Origin of the sequence: Devosia sp. Root685 (genome assembly GCF_001427875.1) — a bacterium.
Taxonomy (GTDB): Bacteria; Pseudomonadota; Alphaproteobacteria; order Rhizobiales; family Devosiaceae; genus Devosia.
The window spans coordinates 144150-168487 of sequence record NZ_LMHK01000003.1 but is presented as its reverse complement, the minus strand read 5'-3'; the positions used below and the strand labels follow the sequence as shown (position 1 = coordinate 168487).

Below are 24338 nucleotides of genomic sequence, written 5' to 3'. Positions count from 1 at the left end.
ATTAGCGCCCTGCTAACCGAGATCGGTAAGAATCAGGAAACCACTTTGTTCGCTGTGGCCATGAGGCAACGGTTCCCGAAATCTGGCCGAAAGCCCCGGATTTCGGCCAGTCAAGCCTGTGAATAACGAGAAATCCGGCCTTTTCAGAAAATACGAACAATGATTGCGGCCAATTTGGGCAGCGCAAAACGGCAATTGCGGCAAAGAAAATGGGCGATGGAGTGAACCACCGCCCAGTCAGTCAGGGAGAAGACAGTTACCGCCTGCGCTTGTCCCCCGAAAGTGGGACCCGGTTTCGGGATAAGGACAGGCGCCGCCAGAAACTCAAACGCGTAGCGTTTCAGCCACGGGGTTGCGGAACAATGCGCAGGTAGGGCTTCAGTTCCTTCCAGCCCTCGGGATACTTGGCCTTGGCCGCCTCATTGGACACGGCCGGAACGATGATCACATCCTCGCCGCTCTTCCAGTTCACCGGCGTCGCCACCTGGTGCTTGGCGGTCAGCTGCAGGCTGTCGATGACGCGCAGCACTTCATCGAAGTTGCGGCCGGTCGAGGCGGGATATTCGATCTTGAGTTTTACTTTTTTGTCCGGGCCGACGACGAAGACGGAGCGGACGGTCAGGGTATTATCGGCATTGGGGTGGATCATGTCGTAAAGACGGGCCACCTTGCCTTCGGTATCGGCCAAGAGCGGGAAGTTGAGCGCCGTGCCCTGGGTCTCTTCGATATCCTTGGCCCAACCGCCATGGTCTTCGAGCTTGTCGACCGAGAGGCCCAGCACTTTGACGCCGCGCTTTTCAAATTCCGGTTTCAGCTTGGCCGTGTAACCAAGTTCGGTGGTGCAGACGGGCGTAAAATTCTTGGGGTGGCTGAACAGCACGGCCCAGGACCCTTCGATATAGTCGTGGAAGTGAATGGTGCCCTCGGTGGAGTCGAGGGTGAAATCAGGGGCGGTATCGCCGATCAGGATCGCCATGTTTGTCTTCCCTTGCCGCCAGCAGATGGCGCTAAATGTCTGAAAAGAGAATATCGTGCCCCGCACTGCCGTTTGAAGCGGCTGCGGGCGGAACGCTTTTGCCTTGTTTTAGCCAAGACCGGCAAGCCTTTGCCCGCCGGAGCCGACAGCCGGAATGGCCTAAAGCGCGTCGCGATCTCTAGGATCCGCTCCAGACGCTTTAGCCTTTTGATTTAACGCATGTCTTGGTCCCGAAACCGGTACCCACTTTCGGGAGACATGCTTATTGCACCATGACCGAGCCGGTGACCGGTGCACCCGTGGGCGCGCCATTTTTCCAGGTCACGTTGAGCCCGTTGAGCGGCACGACCGAAAGGCTCATCTTGCCCGAGCCCTGCTGGATTTCGCGGGCATGGGCGAGATAGATCAGCGAATTGTTGGCCTGGTCGTAAATCCGGGTGACGCGCAGCGACTTCCAGATCAGCGAGCGCGCTTCCTTGAAGATTTCTTCGCTGCCCTTCATGGGGATATCGCCCACGGTGATCGGACCGACCGCCGAGCAATCGAGCGCGGAATAGGACGGGTCCTCGAACCAGTTGCCCTGGCTGACGCGATCGATGAAGGAGCGGTTGAAGAAAGCCAAGTGGCAGACGACGCCCGTGACATCGGGATCGGCCACGGCCTCGACCGAAATATCATTGCCGGTCCAATCGACCCCGACATTGCCCACCTCATTGCGATTGCCGCAGGCGGCAAGGGCGAGAGCGGCAACTCCAAAAACGGCAAGACGGGCAAGTTTGTGCATTGGGTCCTCCAGCGATTTCCAGAACATGGTCCGTGCGAAGGCGTCCCGCAAGACGATCAGCCCCGATCTTTTCGCGCCATGAACATTTCAAGCCAGCGCACCAGGAGCGAGAGCGAAATGGTCATGGTGAGATAAAGAAAGGCCACGACATTATAGGTCTCAAAAAACTGAAAGCTCGAGGAGGCGTGGAGTTTTCCCAATTGGGTAATGTCCTGCACGCCGAGCGCTGAAACCAGCGCCGAGTCTTTCACCATCGAGACGAAATCATTGCCGAGCGGGGGCAGGATGGTGCGCAGCGCCTGGGGCATGATGACGAGGCGAAAGCACTGAAAGCGCGAGAGACCAAGCGAGCGCGCCGCCTCGACCTGCCCGCGCCCTACCGCCTCGATGCCGGCGCGGAAAATCTCGGCGATGAAGGCGGAGTAGCAGATGGTCAGCGCCAGGATCGCCCGCCAGACGAAATCAAAACCGCGCACCGTCGCCGGGGCCGTCCAGCCAAGGTCGATGAGCGGGCCGACCACCCAATTGAAGGCAGACACCAAAGCCGGTGCGCCAACAAAGGCGATATAGAACAAAAACACCAGGATCGGGATGCCGCGGATGATCTCCACGTAAAAGGTCGCGATTTCGCGCAGTACGCGGATATTGGAGGTTCGCGCCAAAGCAATAAGAAGCCCGAACACGGTCGCCAGACCAAAGGCGAGCAGCGTCACCCATAGCGTTGTCAGCACGCCGCCGGAGAGTTTTTGGAAAATATTGGCATAGGTCGCGTCCGCCGTGATGGCCCAAAAGCCAAGCACGAACAGGAGCCCGACGACGAGCAGCCACCAGGGCATGCGGGCGAGAATGGAAGGGCGGCGTGGGCTTGTGGTCATAAGTGGGAGATAGCCGAAAGCGGCGTGCTTGTCGTCACCCCCTCCCATCCTCCCCCATCAAGGGGGAGGTGCCATATCGAGTTGGTGACGCGGTCCAGCCAAGGGCCCAGTCCCTTCACCTCCCCCTTGATGGGGGAGGCCGGGAGGGGGTGACGGCAATCGCCAAAAGCCAAAAAGCTCACTCGCCCGCATATTCAAAGAACCAGTAATTGATCCGCTCATCGAGCCAACCTTCGGCCCTGAGCTGGACGATTGCCGCATTGAAGGGGTCTACCAGGTCCGAGCCCGGCGTCAGGATCAACCCGAGCGGGTCGGCCTTGATGGCTTCGCCCACCTGTTTGAAGGCGCCGGGATCGGCCCCGATATAGCCGGCGGAAGCTGCCTGATCGGCAATCACGGCATCGACATCGCCGGCCTTGACCGCCTGCACCGCGGCGCCAAAGCTGTCGAAAACCTTGACGCGCGGATTGGCCTCGTCGCCGTCGAGCACATCGTAAATGGCGGTATAGAAGGACGAGGTTCCGGCCTGGGCGCCGAACAGCAGATCGGCGTTCTCGGCAAAGCTTTCCTTGGTGGTGATCCGCTCTTCATCGGCGCGCACGAGGAAATATTGTTCGACGGTGATGAAGGGTTGGGTGAAGTCGATCTGCTCGTCGCGCTCGGCGGTGATGGTGATGCCATCGGCGCCGACATCGAACTGGCCGGTGCGGACCGATTCGATCATTACATCCCAGGCGACGAGGTTCCATTCGACCTTGGCGTTGAGGCGCTTGGCGATCTCGTTGATCACGTCATATTCGAGCCCAATGCCTTCCCCGGTCTTGGCATCGGCGAAATTGAGCGGGTAATAGGCGTTTTCCGTCACCGCATGGATGGTGCGGCCGGCAAGATCGGGCAGGTCCTGCGCCGAGGCGGGTGCGGCAATGGCCAAGGCGGCCACGGCAAGGAGGGCGGAGGTCTTCAACATCTTTGCGTCCCCAAATCTGATTGAGGGACAGTAGTGCGCTTTAGCAAAATGTGGAAAGGGGGCGTCGCGCCCCCAAGCCAATTCTTTTTAATTTGGTAGCAATGGGGAGTTAGGCTTCGTCGGCGACGTCGGCGCCGGGACCATTCTTTTTCAGCGAAGCGATGGCATTGGTGGCGCTGGATTTCTGCTTGTAGGTCTCGGTGCGAACCATGGTTTCGTTATTGGAGGCCACGAAGCGCACGAAGTGCTGGCCATCCTTGGACGCCACGATCTCGAAACGATAACCTTTGCCCTCTTCACCCTTGGAGAGGTCGGCCGTCGCGGCATCGGGGGCGTGCTTTTTCAGCGACTCGATCGCCGATTTGGCTGATGCCTTCTGCTTGTAGTTTTCCGACCAGAAGATCGTTTCGGCATTGTAGACGAAGGCGAACTTGAACTGCTCGTTTGCAGCCCCAGTGATCTTGAACTTGTGAGCCATGACGCCAGGCCTCCCTTGGGTTTGACAGGGAAAGACTATCCAAAAGCCGGCATTTGAAAAGGGTTATTTGCTTTTGATGAGATCCACATGGCCAAGACTGCGCTCGGGGTCGATGCGGTCGCGCAGCATTTGCTTGAGCACCCGGCTATCGGGGAAGCCGCCATCGCGCTTGCGTTCCCAGACGAGTTCGCCATCGACGTGGATTTCGAAAATGCCGCCGGTGCCCGGCACCAGCGTCACCGACTGCAGTTCGAGCGAAAAGGTCGAGAGCAGTTCCTGCGCCATCCAGGCCGACCGCAGCATCCAGTTGCACTGCGTGCAATAGGTGATGACGACGGCGGGTTTTCCCGCCGTTGCAACGGCGGGTTTTAGAACCGTCTCGTCGCTCATTTGCGCTTCTTCTTGCCTGCTTCGCCCGGATCGACAAGGCTCGCCAAGATTTCATCGACGAGATCGAGATCCTGCCGCTTGCCAGCCGCCTGTTGCTGCAGATCGACGAGATAGGAGGTCGTATAATAAAGCCGCCGGGCCAGCATGGTGGCGATATGGAGCGAGAATTCGGGATGACCATCGAGGAAGGTCAGGGCATCGGGAATTTCATAGGCTTCCACCTCGGAGAGGGCTTTTACCGTTGCCGAATGCGGCATGTCGAGCAGCACCGCCATTTCCCCAAAGATCGAGCCGGGCTCGTCCACATGGGTCACCTGCGTGCGCTCGCGGATGATCTCCACCTGTCCTTCAATGAGAACATAGAGTTTTCCCAGGCGCTCGCCCTCGGGCAGGATCACCTGCCCCGACTTGAAGCGCTGCTTCTTCAGATCCTTGCAATAGTCGAGAATGTCGGCCATGGCCCGCCCTCGTTCATCCGCCGCCCTCTAACCTAGAGGCTTTATGGCGCAAAGCAATCTGGCATGCGGAGGTGGTCGTCTCGGGTTTTGAGGATGCCAACACCCCCACCCATCCTCCCCCATCAAGGGGGAGGTGTCAGGCCGGTGACTTTGACTCGATAGTGCCCAAAACTCGATGCAGCACCTCCCCCTTGATGGGGGAGGATGGGAGGGGGTGGAGCCGCAAACGCTTGCCCTAAAGCAGCTTCTCAATATCCCCCGCAATATCCGCTGGTTCCGTCGCGGGCGCAAAGCGCTCGACCACCTGGCCGTCGCGGCCAATCAGAAATTTCGTGAAATTCCACTTGATGGCTTCGCTACCGAGCAGCCCCGGCGCCGATTCCTTGAGCCACTTGTAGAGCGGATGCGCCTCGTCGCCATTGACATCAACGCGTTCGAAGATCGGGAAGGTAACCCCGTAATTGATCTGACAAAAACTGGCGATTTCTGCGCTGGTTCCGGGCTCCTGGCCCGCAAACTGATTGCAGGGAAAGCCGAGAACGACGAGGCCGCGATCCCCATATTGCTTATAGAGCGCCTCAAGCCCCTCATATTGCGGGGTCAGGCCGCACTGGCTCGCCACATTGACCACCAGCACCACCTTGCCGGAAAAATCAGCGAGGTTTTGCGGCTTGCCGCTGAGGAGCGGCAGGGTGAAATCTGCAAGTGTGGTCATGAGAAAATCCGGGGACGCGAGGGAGATAGTGCCCATCTGCACCCGTAATGGCGGCAGCACAATGGCGAGGCGATGGAAGGTCTCCATCGCCTCGCCATTTCATGTTGTCCGTTAGGCCAAAGGCCTCAATTGCCGAACAAGAGGTCCATCAGCGTGCGCTGCGAATTTTCGTTCTGATAAACCGGCTGCTGCTGTTGGCCCACCGGTGCGGGCGGGGCGAAGGGGCTGGCCGGCTGGATTTGCTGACCCTGGAACTGCTGCTGACCGGCCGCCGGCGCGCCCGGCACCCAGACCTGCTGGCCCGTTGCCGGATCAACCACCAGCACCATGGGCATGCCGGTCTGCGGATCGATCGGCGCATTGTTAAGACCCGCATTGGGATCGGCCTGCAAGGGGAAGCCCGTTACCGGATCGATTGCCTGGCCCTGCGCATCGTATTGCGGCTGGGTCTGGTCAAAACCACCATTGATCGGCAGCCCCGTCGTGGGGTCGGTCATCTGTCCGGTCTGGATCGGGGGATTGGTCGATGTGCCGGCACCGACAGGCGCCAAGTTCGGATTGGCAAGACCGGTATTGGGATCGATAGCGACGACCTGACCCGTCGCCGGATCGGTCATGGTCTGCACCGGCTGGCCGGTGCCACCATCGACATATTGCACCTGCGGCTGGCCGGTGGTCGGATCGATCAGGGCCTGCCCCGTTGCCGGGTCGATCAATTGCTGGGCAATCAACTGGCCCTGATAGGAGCCGCCGGGAATGGCGACCGGCGAGCGGCCGGCATGGGCCTTGGTCATGAATTCGGACCAGATCGACGCCGGCACATTACCGCCCGATAGGGTGGTCTTGGTGTCATTGTCATTGCCCAGCCACACGCCGGTGACCATGGCCGAGGTATAGCCGACAAAGAGCGCGTCGCGCGCGTTCTGGCTGGTGCCGGTCTTGCCGCCAAAATCCCAGCCGCCAAGATTGGCGCCCTTGCCCGTACCCACTTCCACCGCGGTCTTGAGCATGTCGTTCATTTCGGCGAGCACATTGGGATCGACGACGCGGCCGGGGCCGGCGTCGGAGGCTTCATAAAGCTGGGTGCCGTCCTTGGAGGTGATCTTGGTGATCACATTGGGAATGACGCCCATGCCGCCATTGGCGAAAGGCGCATAGGCCGAGGTCAGCTCAAGCAGGTTCACTTCCTGCGTGCCGAGCGCGATCGAGGGCACCGGCGTCATATGCGATGAAATGCCCATGCGGGTCGCGACATCGATGACGGCTTCCGGCGTCACGTCGATGGCAAGGCGACCGGCAATGGTATTGAGCGAATAGGCCAGACCCTGGCGCAGCGTCACCGTGCCGGCATATTTGCCCGAGGCATTGCGCGGGCTCCAGCCCTTATATTCGAACTGGGCATCCTCGGCCAAAGTGTCGGGTGTATAGCCCTTTTCCATGGCGGCCATATAGACGAAGGGCTTGAAGGTCGAACCGGGCTGACGCTTGGCGGTCACGGCGCGGTTATATTGGCTTGCCTGATAATCAACGCCGCCGACCATGGCGCGCACCGTGCCATTAACGTCCATGGCAACCAGCGCGCCCTGGCTGAAACCGCGCTTGGCGCCCTCATTGGCCACAGCCTCGCGGACGGCAAACTCGGCGTCCTTTTGCATTTTCCAGTCGATGGTGGTCTGCACCACCACGTCATCCTTGATCTCGCCGATATAGGCGGTCATCAGGCTTTCGACCCAGTCTGCCACATAGGATTCCGAACCCGCGACCACGGTGCGCACGGTCCCTTGGTCAGAAGAAATCTGCGCCGCGTCAGCCTCCTGGCGGGTGATATAGCCTTCCTGCGCCATGGAATTGAGCACCAGACGCTGGCGCTCGATGGCGCGCTGCGGATTGGCTTTTGGATTATAGGCCGATGGCGCGGGCAGAATGCCCACCAGCATGGCGGCCTGGCCCAGCGAGAGGTTTCGCGCGGACACACCAAAATAGGTCTGGGCCGCGGCTTCGATACCGGTGGCGCCGGAACCGAAATAGACGCGGTTCATATAGAGTTCGAGAATTTCTTCCTTGGTGAAATTCTGCTCGAGCCAGATGGCGAGAATGGCTTCCTGCACCTTACGGCCAAGGGTCTGGTCGGGGGTAAGAAAGAGGTTCTTTGCCACCTGCTGGGTCAAGGTCGATGCGCCACGCGTTACTTCGCGCGCTTGGACGGATTCGACGGCAACCGCGATCAAACCAATCGGGTCGACGCCAAAATGGCTCATGAAGCGCCGGTCTTCCGAGGCGATGAAGGCGGCCGGCACATATTGGGGCAATTCGCGGAACGTGACCGCTTCGCCGCCAGTCTGGCCGCGATTGGAAATCAGGCTGCCATCGGCCGCCAGAATACGGATATTGGGCGGGCGATCGGGAATGGCCCAAGAATTGGACGAGGGCAGTTGCGCGCCATAATAGACGATGACGCCGATAACGGCGAGACCGCCCCAAAGGCAGGCGACAAAGCCCCACCACAGAAGCCCCATGAGGAAACCGCCCGAGCGCGAGCGGCGCTTTTTGGGTTTTGCCATTTCGGCCTTGCCGCGGCGCGGTTCCTTCTCGGCGCGGGCCGGCTTCTTGCCGCGCGGCGGCTTGCCGCCATTGCCGCCACCACCGCCGATGGGACCGCCGGAGCGTTCATCATCGACAAAGCCGCCGACGGACTGGCCAAGGCTCGGCTCGACGCGCTGGCCTTTTGCGGCACGCGCTTGCGGCTTGGCACCCCTATTGGGCTGGGCGCCAACGCGATCATCGGCCGAAATGCGGAAGTCCATCGAGCAAACCTGTCCTAGGGGGTCTCATCCCGCTTCTACCCTGTTCTCTCCATGAGGGAAACAAAAGGTAAGCAGGAGGTTAAAGTCCTCTGGCGCGCTGTGGACGGGATTTCCCGTCTCCGCTGCGTCTCGCGGTCGGATGAGACGCTTTTCTGCGGTAAATGTGGCCGGTTTATGGGATTTGCGACAGTGTTGAAGCCAGTGTGACCCCTCTGCCACAGCCCTTTTGCTGACCCGATCTGAAACAGCTCTTTTAGGCGGGATGACTTTGGAGGATAACCTTACGCCATCCCAGTCAGCATGAAAGAGCGCGCCATGCCCCGCTTTCTCGCCGTCTATACGATGCAGCCGGAAGATCTCGCCCGCTTCCGCGCCATGCCCAAGGCCGATCAGGACGCGGTTGACGCAGCCGGCCTCAAGCAATGGGCCGATTGGGAGAAGCGCAACGCCGCCTCATTTCCCGATCCCGGCGGCATGGTGGGCAAGACCTTGCGCGTCAGTAAGAACGGCGTCGCACCGGCAGTGAACCCCTTTTGCGGCTATATCGTCGTCGAGGCCGAAAGCATCGAGGCAGCGGCAAAACTCTTCGAAAACCACCCGCATTTCTCGCTCTTTCCCGGCGATGGCGTCGATATCATGCCCTTTCTTACCGGGCCGTCGAACTGAACGCTTCCGACGTCGCCAGGGCCTTGCGGGCGCCACCTTGAGCGGGCAGAAAGCAGCATGCGCTTCTGCTTCCTGCTTCTGATTTTCCTGCTATCCGCCCTGCCGCCGGCCCACGCCAATACGGTTGACGCGGCCTTCGACCGCGCCATCGCCCAATTCGAAGCCGCGCGCCTCAACCTGCCAGCCGAACTCTTCGGGGTCGATGTATCAGCCTATCGCGCCGCGCTGACTTTTAGGCAATTCACGTCGCGCCACTGGGGCGGTACCGTCATCATGCGCGTCGAAAACGGCAGCGCCACCAACAATTCCTGTTCCCGCTTCGCCGCTTTCGTCCGCCTGCCGCCCAGCGAGGGTCAGGTCAGCCTCGTGCTCTGCCCGCAATTTTCGAGTGATGGCGCCGATACACTACGCACGCTCACCATTTTGCACGAACTGGTCCATGTCGTCGCCGGCCCCAACGAATGCCGCGCCATGGCCTTTGCCGCCCATATCGAACAGGCCGCGACGGGCCGGTTCACCGATGTGACCAGTTACTGGCGCGCAAATGAATGCGGAGGCTCGGGCTTCAGCCTGCCTTAGCGCCAGCCGAGGCCCGGGGCCACATGGGTGAGAATGCTCTCGATCACATGGGCATTGTAATCGACGCCAAGCTGGTTCGGCACGGTTAGCAGCAGCGTGTCGGCTTCGGCGATGGCTTCGTCGCGCTTCAGCTCTTCGATCAGCTTGTCGGGTTCGGCGGTGTAGCCGCGCCCGAAAACGGCGCGTTTTTCCGGCTCGATATAGCCGAACTGATCCGCTTCCGAGCGTCCCGTGCCGAAGAAGGCGCGATCCTGATCATTGACCAGCGCAAAGATCGAGCGGCTGACCGAAACGCGCGGCTCGTGCGTGTGGCCGGCTTCCGCCCAGGCGGCCCGATAGGCGCGGATCTGTTCGGCCTGCTGCACGTGGAAGGGTTTTCCCGATTCATCGAATTTCAGCGTCGAGGACTGCAGGTGCATGCCCATTTTGGCCGCCCAGATCGCCGTCGCGTCGCTCGCCGCGCCCCACCAGATGCGGTTGCGCAGGCCCTCGGAATGCGGTTCGAGCCGCAGCATGCCCGGGGGATTGGGGAACATGGGCTGCGGATTGGGCTGGGCAAAGCCCTTGCCCTTCAAAATTTCCAGAAACACCTCGGCATGCTGGCGCGCCATGTCCTGGTCGGTCTTGCCCTCTTCGGGCGCAAACCCGAAATAGCGCCAGCCATCGATCACCTGTTCGGGCGAGCCACGCGAAATGCCAAGCTGCAAACGCCCCCCGGCGATCAGATCGGCCGCGCCGGCATCCTCTGCCATATAGAGCGGGTTTTCGTAGCGCATATCGATCACGGCCGTGCCGAGCTCGATTTTTTTGGTCTTTGCCCCGGCGGCCGCGAGCAATGGAAAGGGCGAGGCCAGCTGGCGGGCAAAATGGTGCACGCGGAAATAGGCGCCATCGGCCCCCAGTTCCTCGGCGGCCACCGCCAGGTCGATCGATTGCAGCAGCGCATCGCTCGCCGAGCGCGTGCCCGATTGCGGCGAGGGATTCCAATGCCCGAAGGACAGAAAGCCGATCTTTTTCATTTTTGCCTCACGGGGCCCGATTTATGTTGGATCATAGCTAGGCGGTGACGGCCAAAGGCACAAGGCGGCCGGGCGGAACGGATTGGTCCGCGAGGGTGAACGATAAATCCCTCGGCCCCGGCAACTTGCCAAGAGTCCACGCCGGGCTTGGCAAGGCCGCTTTGCCCTGCCAATAGGGGACCATGACCAATTCCGATGATGATTATGTCTATGACGAGGTAACGGGCGAGTGGCGCCCTGCCTCCGAGGCAAACGCCGCCCCGCCGAACCAAAACCTGGAGGTGCGTGACGCCTCGGGCACCATCCTCGCGGATGGCGATCCCGTTGTCCTGATCAAGGACCTAAAAGTAAAAGGCGCCGGCCAGACCCTCAAACAGGGCACGGTCATCAAATCGATCCGTCTGACCGACAATCCCGAAGAAATCGACTGTCGGCACGAGGCGATCAAAGGCCTTGTTCTCCGCACCGAATTCGTGCGCAAGCGCTAGGCCGCGGCACCGCGACCAAAAAACCGGCGCAGATATCATCCGAATCGGCCACCTTCGAGCCTGATGCCGGAGGACCGAAAATGCAGATTGCCGTCGCGCAAACGCCTGTCGAAGAGGACATTCGGGCCAATGGCGATACGATCCGGAAAGTGCTGCTCGCCGCTCACGCGCAGAACATAGCGCTCGTCGTCTTCTGCGAAGGCGCGCTGTCCGGCTATGCCAAATCCCAGATCATGCGCAAGGACGAATGGCACGCGTTCGACTGGGAGGCTCAGGAAAACGAGCTGCGCGACATCGCCGCCCTCTGCGGTACGCTCGGCATTTTTGCCGTTATCGGAGGCGCGCACCGACTGGATGCCGCCACCCGCCCCCATAACAGTCTCTATGTTTTGTCCGCCTCGGGGGACCTGCTGACGCGCTACGACAAACGCTTCCTCTCCCATACCGAAATCACCGATTGGTACACGCCCGGCACCGAGCCGATCACCTTCGAAGTCGATGGGTTCCGGTTTGGCCTTGCCATCTGCATCGAGTCGCAATTTCCCGAAATTTTCAGCCAGTATGAGGCGCTCGGCGTCGATGCCGTGCTTTTTGGCAGTTACGGCATTCCCGAATATTTCCAGATCGCGCTGCGCGCTCATGCCGGGCTCAACTGCCTCTGGATCGCCGGCGCCACCCCGGCGCAGCAGGCACCGGAGGGTCCGGCCGGGATCATCGGCCCGGATGGCAAGGTGATTTCCCACTGCCCGGCCTCAGCGGAGGCAAGCCTGGCTGTTGCGAGGCTTGACCGGAACGATCCGAACTATGACGTGGCTCTCAACAAGGCCCGCCCCTGGCGCGCCAAGGCACGGTTGGGGGACATCTATCGCGAGCGCATGGTGGACGATGCGCGCAGCACCGAGCGGACACGTTATTGATCCAAACAAAAATCCCCGCTTGCGCGGGGATCTTGGAGGCCGGCCGCCATTCGAGCACAGCTCTCGTGGCCTAGCCTGCTCAAATCGCTCCACTGGAGCGATTTGTCCCTTCGGGCCGGTGGCCGCCATTCGACCATAGGTCTCATGGCCTGCTCGCCTAGAATCGCGCCACCGGCGCGATTCTGCCGCTTTGCGGCCGGCTCTCAGACATCCAGATTGCTTACGTTGAGCGCGTTGTCCTGGATGAAATCGCGGCGCGGCTCCACCAGGTCGCCCATCAGCGCGGTAAAAATCTGATCGGCTTCGTCGGTCTGGTCGATTTCGACGCGCAGCAGCGTGCGGGCATTGGGGTCGAGCGTTGTTTCCCAAAGCTGCTCGGCATTCATTTCGCCAAGACCCTTGTAGCGCTGGAGGCTCACGCCCTTGCGGCCGGCATCGGTGACGGCCTTGAACAGCGTCGAGGGCCCGAAGATGGAAATCGTCTCGCCCTTGCGCTTGAGCGTCGGCACGCCGCCGAACAGTTCATCCAGACGCCCGGCCAATTGCCGCAGTTTTCGCGCATCGGCCGATTGCAAGAGCGCGCGGTCGATTTGATGCGTCTCGGTCACGCCCCGCACGGTGCGCGAAAAGGCCAGCGCGTCCTCGTCGGTGATCGCCCCGCTCCAGCCGCGTTCCAACTCGTCCGAGATACGATCGAGCCGGTTGGCGACGCGCTTTAGCGTTTCGGCGCTCTTTTCGGGGTCCGCCATGCCATCGGGATCGAGCGCCCCGACGATTGCCGCCTGTTCCACCAGATTGCGATTGTAGCGCAGGTTGAGGTTCTTGATCGCATAGTCGATATCGCGCGCCTGCTGCAGAATGGCGAGCAGATCGGGTCCGGCATGCTCGACACCATCGCGCGTCGTGAACACGGCCTCGTCGAGCCCGGCATCGAGCAGGTAATTCTCGAGCGCCCGTTCGTCCTTGAGATATTGTTCGGAGCGGCCGCGCGTCGCCTTATAAAGCGGCGGCTGGGCGATGTAGATATGCCCGCGTTCGAGTAACTCGCGGGTCTGCCGGAAAAAGAACGTGAGCAGCAGCGTACGGATATGGGCGCCGTCGACGTCGGCGTCCGTCATGATGATAATCTTGTGGTAGCGCAGCTTGTCGGCGTTGAACTCTTCGCGGCCAATGCCGGTGCCAAGCGCGGTGATCAGCGTGCCGACCTGATCGGACGAAATCATCCGGTCAAAGCGCGCGCGCTCGACGTTGAGAATTTTGCCGCGCAGCGGCAGCACTGCCTGATTGGAGCGGTCGCGGCCTTGCTTGGCCGAACCACCTGCGGAGTCGCCTTCGACGATGAAGATTTCGCTCTTTGCCGGGTCGCGTTCCTGGCAGTCGGCAAGCTTGCCGGGCAGCGAGGAGATTTCGAGCGCACCCTTGCGGCGGGTCAGTTCGCGCGCCTTGCGGGCCGCTTCGCGGGCGGCGGCGGCTTCCACCACCTTGCCGACGATGACCTTGGCCTCGTTCGGGTGCTCTTCGAACCACTGGCCGAGCTTCTCGTTGACGATGTTTTCGACAACGGGACGGACTTCAGAAGAAACCAGCTTGTCCTTGGTCTGGCTCGAAAATTTCGGGTCCGGCACCTTTACCGAAAGCACGCAGGTCAGCCCTTCGCGCGTATCATCGCCGTTGAGCTCGACCTTTTCTTTCTTGGAAATGCCCGAAGACGCCGCATAGCCCGTCACCTGGCGCGTCAGCGCGCCGCGGAGACCGGCGAGGTGCGTACCGCCATCGCGCTGCGGGATGTTGTTGGTGAAGCACAGCACGTTCTCATGGTAACTGTCGTTCCACTGCAGCGCCACTTCGACGGTGATACCGTCCTTTTCCGAGATCATGGTGATCGGGGTTTCGATCACCGGCGCCTTGGACTTGTCGAGATATCTAACGAAGGCTTCGAGGCCGCCCTCATAGAACAGCTCGACCTCGATCGGTTCGGGATGGCGGTGATCGCGCAAATGGATGCGGACGCCCGAATTGAGGAATGCCAGCTCGCGCAGGCGGTGTTCGAGCGTCTTGAAATCGAACTCGACCATGGTGAAGGTGTCGGTCGAGGGCAGGAAGGTGATTTCCGAGCCCGAGCGCCCTTCATAAGTGCCGGGCTGCTTGTTCTCGACATAGGAGCCGATCACCTTGAGCGGCGCATCGGCCACGCCATGGGTAAAGCTCATCTCGTGCACCGAGCCATCGCGGCGGATGTTGAGCCTGAGAAAGACCGACAGCGCGTTGACGACGGAAACGCCGACGCCGTGGAGACCGCCGGATACCTTATAGGAATTCTGGTCGAATTTACCGCCGGCATGGAGCTGGGTCATGATGACCTCGGCCGCCGACACGCCTTCGGAGGCGTGAATGCCGGTTGGAATGCCGCGGCCATTGTCGTTGACCGAGCAGGACCCATCGGCATTGAGCGTCACGGTGACAAGATCGGCGTGGCCGGCCAGGGCCTCGTCGATGGCATTGTCGACCACCTCATAGACCATGTGGTGCAGGCCCGAACCGTCATCCGTATCCCCGATATACATGCCGGGGCGCTTGCGCACGGCATCGAGCCCTTTCAGCACCTTGATGCTGTCGGCGCCATACTCGTTCGGGGTCGGATTTTCGCTATCGCTCATGGGGTCCGAATCACTCGTACTTTTGGTTACTTGTTTCTAGCGGAACGGGGTGTAAACCCCAAGAAAATTGCCGGTTTTCGTGGCTTTTGGTGGGCATAAGGCGCGAGCGCCGAACTATTCTTCTCCCCCTCGGGGAGAAGGTGGCGCGCAGCTCACCGAATTCGCGAATTCGGTTGGGATGAGGGGGCTTTGAAGCGGGCCACACACCCTCACCCGTCTCGGCCTCCGGCCGATCCACCCTCTCCCCGAGGGGGAGAGGAACAGAAGAAACTAGTCCCGCGCCACCCGGCCCTCGTGCACGGTAAAACGCTGCGCCCGGTCTTCCAGCGCCTGGAACAGCACCGCATCCGTGCCGGTCAGAAAACACTGCGTTTCGAGCCCATCGAGCGCCAGAAACAGCGCCCGGCGCCGGTCGGGATCGAGATGGGCCGCGATCTCGTCGAGCAGCAGAAAGGGCACGATGCCGGTGCGCAAGCGCACCAGCCGCGCATGCGCCAGGATGAGGCCAATGAGCAGCGCTTTTTGCTCGCCGGTCGAACCCAGAGCCGCCTTCATGTGCTTTTGCGCATGCATGACGTCGAGATCGACCCGGTGTGGACCAGATGTGGTGCGTCCAGCTGCCCGATCAAGGCCGCGCGCCGCATGCCAGCGCTGCGCGAGGAGAGCTTCAAGTTCGGCCGACGTGGTGGCGACCGCCCCATCCTCGAAGAGCGGGGTCAGCGACAGTCTTGCCGCGGGGAAACTGGCATCCTCGAGGCTTTCGGCGATCAGCGCCTGCAAATGGGCGAGGCTATCGGCGCGATTGAGATGGATCGAGGCGCCAAGCTCGGCCATCTGTACTTCGATGGCGTTGAGCCAGCGCGGGTCCGTCCCCTCTTCGAGCAGCTTGTTGCGCTGCCGCATGGCTTTTTCGAAGTCCGAGACCGCAGAAGAATGCGAGGGGATCAGCGTCGTCACCAGCCGGTCCAAAAAACGCCGCCGCTCGCCTGCGGGGCCGGAAAAGAGCCCATCCATGGCCGGGGTCAGCCAGAGCACACGCAAATAGTCGCTCATGGCTTCAATGGAGCGCGCATTGGCGCCATTGACCCTTACCCGCCGCCCGCCATCGGGCAGAGCGCCGGTGCCGATATCGGCGGGTCCATCATCGGTTTCAACGCTTGCCGCCACGGCCCAGCTGATATCGGAACCCTGCTGCTGCAAAGTCTCGAAACTGGCGCCGCGCAACCCGCGTCCGGGCGAGAGCACCGAGACCGCCTCAAGCAGATTGGTCTTGCCCGAGCCGTTCGATCCGGTGAGCACGACATGGCGTTCGTCGAGGTCGAGCGCGGCCGAGGCGTAATTGCGAAAAGCGGTCAGGCGCAGGCGGGAGATGTGGCGGATCATTTGGCGCTTGGCGCCCTCGTGGTTCGAGGCTCGTGAAGAACTCGCACCTCACCATGAGGGCTTCCGAAACACCGTTTCCGAGTAGCCCTCATGGTGAGGTGGGAGCGCAGCGACCCTCGAACCACGAGGGCGTGGCACAATGCATCAGACCCGCATCGGCATCAGCACATAAAGCGCCGACGCCTCGCCCTCTTCCTTCACCAGCGTCGGCGAATTGGCGTCGTTGAAGAGGAAGACGGCGCTCTCGGAGCGGATCTGGGTGATGATATCGAGCAGATACTTGGCATTGAAGCCGATCTCGAAAGCGTCGACATCAAAGTCGACCGCCAGCTCTTCGCTCGCCGTACCGTGATCGGGATTGGTCACCGACAATTCCAAGAGGCCATCATGGGCCTGGAGCTTGACGGCCTTGCCGCCGCGATCCGAAGCGATGGTCGAAACGCGGTCCACAGCCACGGCAAAGGCCGCACGATCGACCAGCATCTGCTTGTCGTTGTTCTTGGGCGTCACCCGGTCATAATCGGGGAACGTGCCTTCAATAAGCTTTGAAAGCAGCACGACCGGGCCGACGGTGAAGCGGATTTTCGTGTCCGAGACTTCAACCTTCACCTCGCCATCGACGCCATCGAGCAGCTTCTGCACTTCGCCCACCGTCTTTTTCGGCACGATGATGCCGCTCATGCCGCGCGCGCCTTCGGGCGCGGCGATTTCGGCGCGGGCCATGCGGTGCCCATCGGTGGCGACGGCGCGGAACAGCGGGCCGGTCTGGGAATTCTCGACGGCGTGAAAATAGATGCCGTTGAGATAATAGCGCGTCTCTTCGTTCGAAATCGCAAACTGGGTGCGCTCGATCAGCTCGCGCAGCAGCGCCGCCGAGACATCGAATTCATGGGCAAAGCTGCCCGATTTCAGATCCGGAAAGGAGTCGGGCGACAGGCACGCAAGATTAAACCGCGAACGGCCGGAGGTGAGAACCATGTTCTCCCCGCCATCGGTTTCAAGCCGCACTTCGGCGCCGTCGGAAAGCTTGCGGACGATTTCATAGAGCGTATGCGCCGGCACCGTGGTCGTGCCCGGCGTCGAGACCATGGCGGGCACGCTTTCGGTGACCTCGATATCGAGATCGGTAGCGCGCAGCTCGACGTGGTCTTCGCTGGCCTTGAACAGCACGTTGGCAAGGATGGGATAGGTGTTGCGGCGTTCCACAACCCGATGCACATGGCTCAGCGACTTGAGCAGATGGTTGCGTTCGAGCGTGACTTTCATATTCGGCATCTATCCCAAAAAAGGCGCAGCAATCCGGCCGAGGCCGGGCACGGACGTTTACATTCTCGTAAGAGGTTGGCAAGGCCACCAGGACTTTTGGCCGCGCCCAAGCTGTGGATCAGCTCTGAAAATAGATCGTAACGGAAAAACGCTCGTCCGCCGCTGCCCCCAGCGCCTCGAGCCCCTCGAACGGCACGCAGCGATCGACAGCGGCCAGAATGCTGTCGGTCAAGACGCCACGCTTGCTGGCGGCCTTGGCCGATTCGGGTGCCAGCATGACCTCGCCATCGAGCGTGCCATCGCCAAAAAAGGCGATATCGAGCGCCAGCCGCTGGTCTTCTTCACCGGGCGGCACGATCCAGCAGGCCATGAGCTGCTGTTGCACGCGAATGGCAATGGCCTGGTTCTGCTTGGCGATGGCCTCGGCAGACAGCCCTTGCGCCAAAGCGGGCGCGGCGAGGGTCATAGCAAGGCAAAGAGCGAGGTATCTGATCATGCGCCCATGGGTGCCGCTCGGCAGGGGCCAGATCAAGGCACAGTTCCGTCAACTTGAAGAGAATTGGGGATTGTCGCATGGGGGACACAGCGCAGGCTTTAGACCTATGCCGAGCGTCATTCCCGCGAAGGCGGGAATGACGCCGTGGTGAACAAAGGCGTGAGGGGTTTCTCCCGCCAGCCCTATTCTTCCAGCATACGCTTCAACAATTCGATTTCCTGGCCGAGCTCCAGATCGTCCTTGATCATCTGCTCGACCTTGCGCACCGAGTGCAACACCGTCGTGTGATCGCGGCCACCGAAGCGACGGCCGATTTCGGGGAGGGAGCGCGAGGTCAGCGCTTTGGCCAGATACATGGCGATCTGGCGCGGACGCACCACGTCGCGCGAGCGGCGGGCCGAGAGCAGTTCGTTGCGCGGCACCTTGTAGTGGCGCGAGACGATCTTCAAAATATCTTCGATGCGGACGCGCTTGGCGTCGCGGGCCCGGATCAGGTCCGCCAGGGTCTTTTCGGCCAGCGGCACGGTGATCAGTTCGCCGGTCAGCTGATTGGCGGCAACGAGGCGATTGACCGCCCCATCGAGGTCGCGGCCATGGCTCGTGACGGCGCGGGCGACATAATCGAGCACGGCGGGCGGGAAATGCATGCCGAAGCGGGCGGTTGACTGGTCGGCGCGGCGCTGCACGATGGCGCGGCGGAGGTCCATGTCAAAGGTCGAGATCGGCACGACAAGCCCGCCCGAGAGCCGCGAACGGACCCGCTCATCGAGCATTTCAAGATCGCGCGGCGGCGCATCGCCGGCCACGACGACCTGCTTGGCGCCGGTCAGCAGCGCCCCGAGCGTGTGGCCGAATTCGGTGGCCGACTTGCCCTGCAGGAACTGCATGTCGTCAATAAGAAGGAGGTCGACCTTGCGCAACCACTCCTTGAAGCCGAGCGCCGACTGGCGCTGCACGGCGGTAATGAAGTGGTACATGAAATGGTCGGCGGTCAGATAGACGATGTTTTTCGAACTATCGGCCTGGCCGACGGCGTGGGCGATGGCATTGAGGAGATGCGATTTGCCGAGGCCGACGGTCGAATGGATATAGACCGGGTTGAAGGTGACGGTGTTGTTGATGGCCGCATTGGCGATCTGCTTGGCGACACCGAAAGCCATTTCATTGGCTTCGCCCGACACGAAGGTATCGAAGGTCATGCGAGAATCGATGGCGCTTCCGGCCAGGGCATCGCCCTTTTGCGCCTGCTGGACGAGGCGGGTGACCGGGGCGGCGCTCGACATATCGGCAGAAACACTCGGCGCTGCGGACCTTGCGGCGGGCGCCTCCTCGGCCGGCTCGGCAGCAACAACCGGCGCCGGAGCGAGGCGCGGGCGGGCCTGGCCATTGACGCGCATGGTCACATGGAGCCGGGCCGCATCAGGAACGTCGTGACGGAAGGCTTCAACGATGCGGTCGGAATAATTGGATTGCACCCAGGAGCAGAGGAAGCGCGTGGGGGCGGAAAGGTGCACGAGGTCGTCGACGAGCTCTTCAAGCTCAAGCCGGGCGAACCAGGAGGCAAAAACATCCTCGCCCACCGCCGTTTTGAGGCGGGCGCGCACGCGCATCCAGAGATCGCGCTGGGTGGCGGCAGGGGAATTTTCGCTCATGACAGGGTCGCCACTCTGGTTGACGGAGGAAGAGGAGGGAGAGGCGGCCACCGACCAATCATCCCGTCCTGCGATTGCCTGTCGCATCATGTTTTCAAACCCCGTTTGTTGTGCCCGTGCGGTCCGCATGCCGCCGAAGCTTGTTGTTCTCGCGCCCGCCGCTCCACTTGAGAGACGAGCATTTCCTTGGCTTCCCCCAAAAGGAGAAACACTGGCCCGCGACAGTTCCCTGTCAAAGGCCTCAATCAATCAATGTCGTGAGCCCGGCCGGACCGGCCGAAGGACTAATACGCCGTGCCGCCCCGGAGGAATCCGGCCGCACACCGTTCCGTCAAAAAGGTCATAACCAGCCCATGCTGTTCCGGCCTCGTGTGCCGAGACAGCCCCCATACTCTTGCCCGAAGTGATCGTGTCCACACCGTACCGGGGTCATTTAGAGCCCCGCTTTTCCGTGCTGACCAGTTCACTTTAGGGGGTTGGTTTTGGCCCCGCAACTGGTGAATCGTTGAAATAGGCCCTTGACTCGCAGACAGAGATTTAACCCTCGAGCGAGGTCCAAAATTGCCTTTCCACAAGAGCCTGTGACTCAATGCAGAATCGCTTTTTCGCCTCTTTAACAAAGGATGAAAAAATTATTCTCGTCCCCAGGTCTCGCCGATTTTATGTCGATTTGAACGCGGTTTAACGAAAAGGCGATTTCGGGGGTAAGCCATTAAATCTGAAGCGCTTTCCCCGCCGTGACCCGGAAGTACGGCATTCTACCACAGTGTCATCGAAATGATATGTGACGCGCCGAAGACGAAAAACATGCCCATTTGAGGGACCAAGAAAAAGGGCTCCTTGCGGAGCCCGTTTCTGTGTCGCGTCTGCCTTATGGGCGCCGCTTCAGTTTTTTTGGCTTAGGCCTGGAGGGCCTTCACGCGGCTGTTCAGACGGCTAACCTTGCGCGAAGCGAGGTTGGTGTGAACGATGCCCTTGCCCGCAGCGCGGTGAATTTCGGGCTCGGCAGCCTTGAGCGCGGCGAAAGCAACGGCGTGGTCGCCGGCAGTGATCGCTTCTTCGACCTTGCGGATGAAGGTACGAACGCGGCTACGGCGCGACTTGTTGACCGCGGTGCGGGCTTCGATCTTGCGGGTAGCCTTTTTGGCTGAAGGCGTATTGGCCATAACGGTCCTCTTGGCGTCCAACCGGCCAACAAGCGCACAACGTCGCAGGCGTCCGGGATAAAATGAAATCGGCGGCGTTCGACTGCCGCCAAGTTGGGCGGTCTATAGGGGATAGGTGCCGAGGCGTCAACATCATTTGGACTCTTTGAAGAGCCCGGTTGGTGCTCAAGGCCCCCTCACCCGCCGGCTTCGCCGTCGACCTCTCCCCCAGAGGGAGAGGTGGGAGTGTGCCGAAGTCGCGGAGCGACACCTCTCTCAAGGCGCCTTCTGACACACCGGACAAAAGAATGTCGAGCGCCCCGACTGCACGATGCGCTCCACCGTGCCCTTGCACATCGGGGTCGGACACGGCTCCCCTTCCCGATCATAAACCGCAAACCGGTGCTGGAAATAACCAGACCCGCCCTCGGCATTGCGGAAATCGCGCAAGGTCGAACCACCCACTTCGATGGCCTCCGTCAGCACCTCGCGCACAGCGTAAGAAAGATCCTCCAGCGCCTTTTTGGGTTTTTCCGCCTTGGTAAGAAGGCTCCGTGCTTCGATGGTGGGCAGGATGTGCGCCCGATGCAGCGCCTCGGCGACATAGATATTGCCCAGACCCGCCACGACGCGCTGGTCGAGCAGCGCCGCCTTTATCGGCGCTTTTTTACCCTTGAACGCGGCAGCCATTTCCTCGGCGTTAAAATCGTTGCCGAGCGGCTCCGGTCCCAGTCCGTGCAAATAGGAACAGTGCTCAGGCCTCTCGAAGAGGTCCAAGAATCCGAACCGCCGGGGATCGGCATAGATGAGATGACTTTTGCCGTGCTCGGGGTGATCAATCGAAAAAATGAGATGATCGTGCCTGGGCTCGGTGCCCGGCTCATAATAGCGCGGCGGCTTGTCGATGCCGTGCTCGGCAAAGCGCCAGGAGCCGGTCATCCCCAAATGGCTGAGAATCGTAAAACCGTTGTCGAGCGTAATAAGCAGATACTTTGCCCGCCGCCCGACAGTGGTCACCGTGGCGCCCGTCACCTTTTCCGCCAACCCCGCGGGAAAGGGAAAGCGCAGGTCAGGGCGTCGCAGTTCCACCTTTTCAATGCGCGCATGCACCAGCCAGGGCTCGAGCCCCCGGCGGACGGTTTCTACCTCGGGCAGTTCGGGCACGAAAAATCTCCTTCACCCTGCGGTTCTTTGCGCCATGGGCTTTTGGCTACGCCTTATATATGGTGCGCGCCGATCCCATGTGGATGTTTCTTCCAGTTTAGCAAAGAGGCATGAGCCATGACCGAGGCGCGCGAAACCACCCATTTCGGCGAGCAGACCGTGGCGCTCGAAGACAAGCAGGGTCTCGTCAACAAGGTCTTTCACGACGTGGCGGATCGCTACGACCTGATGAATGATCTCATGAGCTTTGGCATCCACCGCCTCTGGAAGGATGCCCTCATTGCCGACCTCGCGCCGCCCCGCACTGGCAGCCGTGGCTATAAAGTGCTCGACATGGCCGGCGGCACCGGTGATGTCGCCGAGCGCATCGTCAATGCATCACATGGCTATGCCGAAGTCGTCGTTTCCGACATCAATGCGGATATGCTGCGGGTCGGCGCCGAGCGCGCAAAAACCTGGCGCTATCCGAGCCAAGCCAGTTTCGTCGAAGCCAATGCCGAAGAACTGCCCTTCGAGAGCAATTCGTTCGACGCCTATACGATCGCCTTCGGCATCCGCAATGTGCCGCGCATCCAGACCGCCCTCAACGAAGCCCATCGCGTGTTGAAGCGCGGCGGCCGTATTTTGGTCCTTGAGTTTTCGCAAGTCGATATTCCCGGCTTCGACGCGGTCTATCGCGCCTTCTCCGATACTGTCATCCCCCCCATGGGCCGCGCCGTCACCGGCGATGCGCAGCCCTATCAATATCTCGTCGAATCGATCCGCAAATTTCCCGATCCCGCGCGCTTCACCGCCATGCTCGACACGGCCGGCTTCAAGCGCACCAAACACACCGCCTTTTCGGGCAATATCGCGACGCTGTTTTCGGGCTGGAAGATTTAAGGGATGGGTCTGGGCTCTTATTTCCGTCTCTTCCACGCCGGCTGGGTGCTAGCGCGCGAAGGCGCCTTCTCCGTGCTTCCTGCCGAATCGCTGCCGCCATCGATGAAGCTGGGCATTGGCCTTGCGCGTGTTGTCGAGCGCCCGAGCGTGCGAAAAACCGGCCGTGTTGACCGGCTCAATGCCGCGCTCAATAAGCTCGGGCCCAGTTTTGTCAAATTCGGCCAGACCCTTGCCACCCGCCCAGATATCGTCGGCCCCCAGGCGGCGGCCGATCTCTCGGGCCTGCAAGACCGCATGCCGCCCTTTGACCCCGCCTTGGTCCCCGGCATTTTGGCGACTGCCCTCGGCCCCAAGGCCGAACTTCTTACTGAAATCAGCGAGCCCGTCGCCGCCGCCTCCATCGCCCAGGTGCACAAGGCAAAACTCCGCCAGCCCGGGGCGCTGCCGAAAACCGTCGCCATAAAAATGCTGCGCCCCGGCGTCTCCGAACGCTTCCATTCGGACACCAAGGCGCTCTATGCCGGCGCGCATCTGGCCGAAATGTTCGCGCCCTCAAGCCGCCGCCTGAAACCCACCGAGGTTGTCAGGACGCTCGACCATTCCATGCGCATCGAACTGGACCTGCGCCTTGAAGCGGCAGCCATTTCGGAATTGGCCGAAAATATAAAAAACGATACCGGCTTCATCATTCCCGACGTCCAGTGGGATCAGGTCGCGCAAAACGTCCTCACCACCACCTGGGTCGATGGCATCCCGATCCGCGATCTCACCGCCATCGACGCCGCCGGGATCGATCGCAAGGCGCTGGCCTCAAAACTGCTGCAGTCCTTCCTCCGCCACGCCATCCGCGACGGCTTCTTCCACGCCGACATGCACCCGGGCAATCTATTCGCCGACCCGAAAACCGGGGACGTGATCGCCGTCGATTTCGGCATCATGGGCCGCATTTCCAAGCGCGAACGAAAGTTCCTCGCCGATATTCTGTTCGGTTTCATCACCAGGGATTATCACCTCGTCGCCCAGCGCCATTTCGACATCGGCTATGTGCCAAAGCACCAGTCCGTGGACGATTTCACCCTCGCCATCCGCTCGATCGGCGAACCGCTGCATGGCCGCACCGCCGCCGACATTTCCATGGCCAAGGTTTTGGGCCAGCTCTTCGTCATCACCGAACTCTTTGACATGCAGACCCGCCCCGAGCTGGTTCTCTTGCAAAAATCCATGGTGCTGGTCGAAGGCGTGGCGCGAAACCTCGATCCCGATCTCGATATCTGGACCGTCGCCGAGCCGGTCGTCGGTGATTGGCTGCGCCGCGAGGAAGGCCCCGTGGGCCGTATCGAAGAGTTTGCCGGTCATTTTTCCCGTATGAGCGAGGCGCTTGGCCGCGTGCCTGTGCTTATCGCCGAGGCAGAGCTGACGCTGGCCGAGCATCGCGCCATGATGGCTAAAAACCAGCCAAACCGCTTCGTCAACAGCGCTCTCATTGCCGTGCTGGCCGCGGCTTTCGTGGTGCTTGTTCTGGCCGGCTGGCGCCTCCTCACAGGTAATTTTTAGCGTCAGCTTGCCGCCTTGTGCGC

Annotated in this window: 23 protein-coding genes; 6 read left to right on the top strand and 17 right to left on the bottom strand. The window is 61.1% G+C overall.

Annotated features, from left to right (window positions below; translation table 11 throughout):
• Window positions 1-340 precede the first annotated feature (340 nt).
• The 9 genes from ASD83_RS16005 to ASD83_RS15965 all read right to left on the bottom strand — a co-directional run bounded on the left by ASD83_RS16005 (window position 341) and on the right by ASD83_RS15965 (window position 8447).
• A complete protein-coding gene (locus ASD83_RS16005) occupies window positions 341-976 on the bottom strand; it encodes a peroxiredoxin (protein ID WP_056312775.1) in 636 nt (211 codons plus the stop codon).
• 262 nt (window positions 977-1238) lie between these two features.
• Window positions 1239-1760, bottom strand: coding sequence for a CreA family protein (locus ASD83_RS16000; protein WP_056313312.1), 522 nt, complete (start codon window positions 1758-1760; stop codon window positions 1239-1241).
• A gap of 56 nt (window positions 1761-1816) precedes the next feature.
• A complete protein-coding gene (locus ASD83_RS15995) occupies window positions 1817-2635 on the bottom strand; it encodes an amino acid ABC transporter permease (RefSeq protein ID WP_056312772.1) in 819 nt (272 codons plus the stop codon).
• Between the two features lie 178 nt (window positions 2636-2813).
• Window positions 2814-3602, bottom strand: a complete 789-nt coding sequence (locus ASD83_RS15990) for a substrate-binding periplasmic protein (protein ID WP_056312770.1) — start codon at window positions 3600-3602, stop codon at window positions 2814-2816.
• 109 nt (window positions 3603-3711) lie between these two features.
• Window positions 3712-4080: a YegP family protein gene (locus ASD83_RS21570; protein ID WP_056312768.1), complete on the bottom strand. Its 369-nt coding sequence runs from the start codon at window positions 4078-4080 to the stop codon at window positions 3712-3714.
• Window positions 4081-4143: 63 nt separating this feature from the next.
• Entirely contained in the window at window positions 4144-4470 is a 327-nt protein-coding gene (locus ASD83_RS15980; RefSeq protein ID WP_056312766.1) for a SelT/SelW/SelH family protein, read from the bottom strand.
• A complete protein-coding gene (locus tag ASD83_RS15975; protein WP_056312764.1) occupies window positions 4467-4928 on the bottom strand; it encodes a Crp/Fnr family transcriptional regulator in 462 nt (153 codons plus the stop codon). Before ASD83_RS15975 ends, ASD83_RS15980 begins: the two co-directional genes overlap by 4 nt.
• Window positions 4929-5163: 235 nt before the next feature.
• Window positions 5164-5643, bottom strand: a complete 480-nt coding sequence (locus ASD83_RS15970) for a glutathione peroxidase (RefSeq protein ID WP_056313310.1) — start codon at window positions 5641-5643, stop codon at window positions 5164-5166.
• A 125-nt stretch (window positions 5644-5768) separates the two neighbouring features.
• Window positions 5769-8447, bottom strand: coding sequence for a transglycosylase domain-containing protein (locus ASD83_RS15965; protein ID WP_056312761.1), 2679 nt, complete (start codon window positions 8445-8447; stop codon window positions 5769-5771).
• 315 nt (window positions 8448-8762) lie between these two features.
• On the opposite strand from ASD83_RS15965, the gene ASD83_RS15960 reads away from it, so the two are divergent.
• Both ASD83_RS15960 and ASD83_RS15955 read left to right on the top strand, forming a co-directional pair.
• Window positions 8763-9113 (top strand): hypothetical protein, encoded by a 351-nt coding sequence (locus tag ASD83_RS15960; protein ID WP_056313308.1) that lies wholly within the window; start codon window positions 8763-8765, stop codon window positions 9111-9113.
• 57 nt (window positions 9114-9170) lie between these two features.
• On the top strand, window positions 9171-9692 hold the full coding sequence (locus ASD83_RS15955; protein ID WP_056312759.1) for a hypothetical protein: 522 nt from the start codon (window positions 9171-9173) through the stop codon (window positions 9690-9692).
• Here ASD83_RS15955 and ASD83_RS15950 read toward each other — a convergent pair.
• Window positions 9689-10711 carry an LLM class flavin-dependent oxidoreductase gene (locus tag ASD83_RS15950; protein ID WP_056312757.1) on the bottom strand — a complete coding sequence of 341 codons (1023 nt, stop codon included), beginning with the start codon at window positions 10709-10711 and terminating at the stop codon, window positions 9689-9691. The genes ASD83_RS15955 and ASD83_RS15950 overlap by 4 nt on opposite strands.
• A gap of 182 nt (window positions 10712-10893) precedes the next feature.
• On the opposite strand from ASD83_RS15950, the gene ASD83_RS15945 reads away from it, so the two are divergent.
• Together ASD83_RS15945 and ASD83_RS15940 are read left to right on the top strand one after the other, a co-directional pair.
• Complete coding sequence (locus ASD83_RS15945; protein WP_056312754.1) at window positions 10894-11199, top strand: alkylphosphonate utilization protein; 306 nt, start codon at window positions 10894-10896, stop codon at window positions 11197-11199.
• Between the two features lie 80 nt (window positions 11200-11279).
• Complete coding sequence (locus tag ASD83_RS15940) at window positions 11280-12116, top strand: carbon-nitrogen hydrolase family protein (protein ID WP_056312752.1); 837 nt, start codon at window positions 11280-11282, stop codon at window positions 12114-12116.
• Window positions 12117-12319: 203 nt separating this feature from the next.
• On the opposite strand, the gene gyrB is transcribed toward ASD83_RS15940, so the two are convergent.
• From gyrB to mutM, 7 genes are all read right to left on the bottom strand, one after another.
• Window positions 12320-14773, bottom strand: a complete 2454-nt coding sequence (gyrB, locus tag ASD83_RS15935; RefSeq protein ID WP_056312750.1) for a DNA topoisomerase (ATP-hydrolyzing) subunit B — start codon at window positions 14771-14773, stop codon at window positions 12320-12322.
• A 270-nt stretch (window positions 14774-15043) separates the two neighbouring features.
• On the bottom strand, window positions 15044-16156 hold the full coding sequence (gene recF, locus ASD83_RS15930; RefSeq protein WP_056312748.1) for a DNA replication/repair protein RecF: 1113 nt from the start codon (window positions 16154-16156) through the stop codon (window positions 15044-15046).
• Window positions 16157-16300: 144 nt separating this feature from the next.
• The gene (gene dnaN / locus ASD83_RS15925; RefSeq protein ID WP_056312746.1) at window positions 16301-17422 is read right to left on the bottom strand and encodes a DNA polymerase III subunit beta; all 1122 of its coding nucleotides are present in this window, start codon (window positions 17420-17422) and stop codon (window positions 16301-16303) included.
• Window positions 17423-17540: 118 nt separating this feature from the next.
• Window positions 17541-17954, bottom strand: coding sequence for a hypothetical protein (locus tag ASD83_RS15920; protein ID WP_056312744.1), 414 nt, complete (start codon window positions 17952-17954; stop codon window positions 17541-17543).
• 146 nt (window positions 17955-18100) lie between these two features.
• Window positions 18101-19570 (bottom strand): chromosomal replication initiator protein DnaA, encoded by a 1470-nt coding sequence (gene dnaA / locus ASD83_RS15915; protein ID WP_056312742.1) that lies wholly within the window; start codon window positions 19568-19570, stop codon window positions 18101-18103.
• An 899-nt stretch (window positions 19571-20469) separates the two neighbouring features.
• A complete protein-coding gene (gene rpsT / locus ASD83_RS15910; RefSeq protein WP_056312739.1) occupies window positions 20470-20736 on the bottom strand; it encodes a 30S ribosomal protein S20 in 267 nt (88 codons plus the stop codon).
• A gap of 255 nt (window positions 20737-20991) precedes the next feature.
• Window positions 20992-21879 carry a bifunctional DNA-formamidopyrimidine glycosylase/DNA-(apurinic or apyrimidinic site) lyase gene (gene mutM, locus ASD83_RS15905; protein ID WP_056312737.1) on the bottom strand — a complete coding sequence of 296 codons (888 nt, stop codon included), beginning with the start codon at window positions 21877-21879 and terminating at the stop codon, window positions 20992-20994.
• A gap of 117 nt (window positions 21880-21996) precedes the next feature.
• Here mutM and ubiE point away from each other — a divergent pair, with 117 nt between their 5' ends.
• Window positions 21997-22761 carry a bifunctional demethylmenaquinone methyltransferase/2-methoxy-6-polyprenyl-1,4-benzoquinol methylase UbiE gene (gene ubiE, locus ASD83_RS15900; protein WP_056312735.1) on the top strand — a complete coding sequence of 255 codons (765 nt, stop codon included), beginning with the start codon at window positions 21997-21999 and terminating at the stop codon, window positions 22759-22761.
• 3 nt (window positions 22762-22764) lie between these two features.
• The gene (gene ubiB, locus ASD83_RS15895; protein ID WP_056312732.1) at window positions 22765-24315 is read left to right on the top strand and encodes a 2-polyprenylphenol 6-hydroxylase; all 1551 of its coding nucleotides are present in this window, start codon (window positions 22765-22767) and stop codon (window positions 24313-24315) included.
• The last annotated feature ends 23 nt before the right edge of the window (window positions 24316-24338 follow it).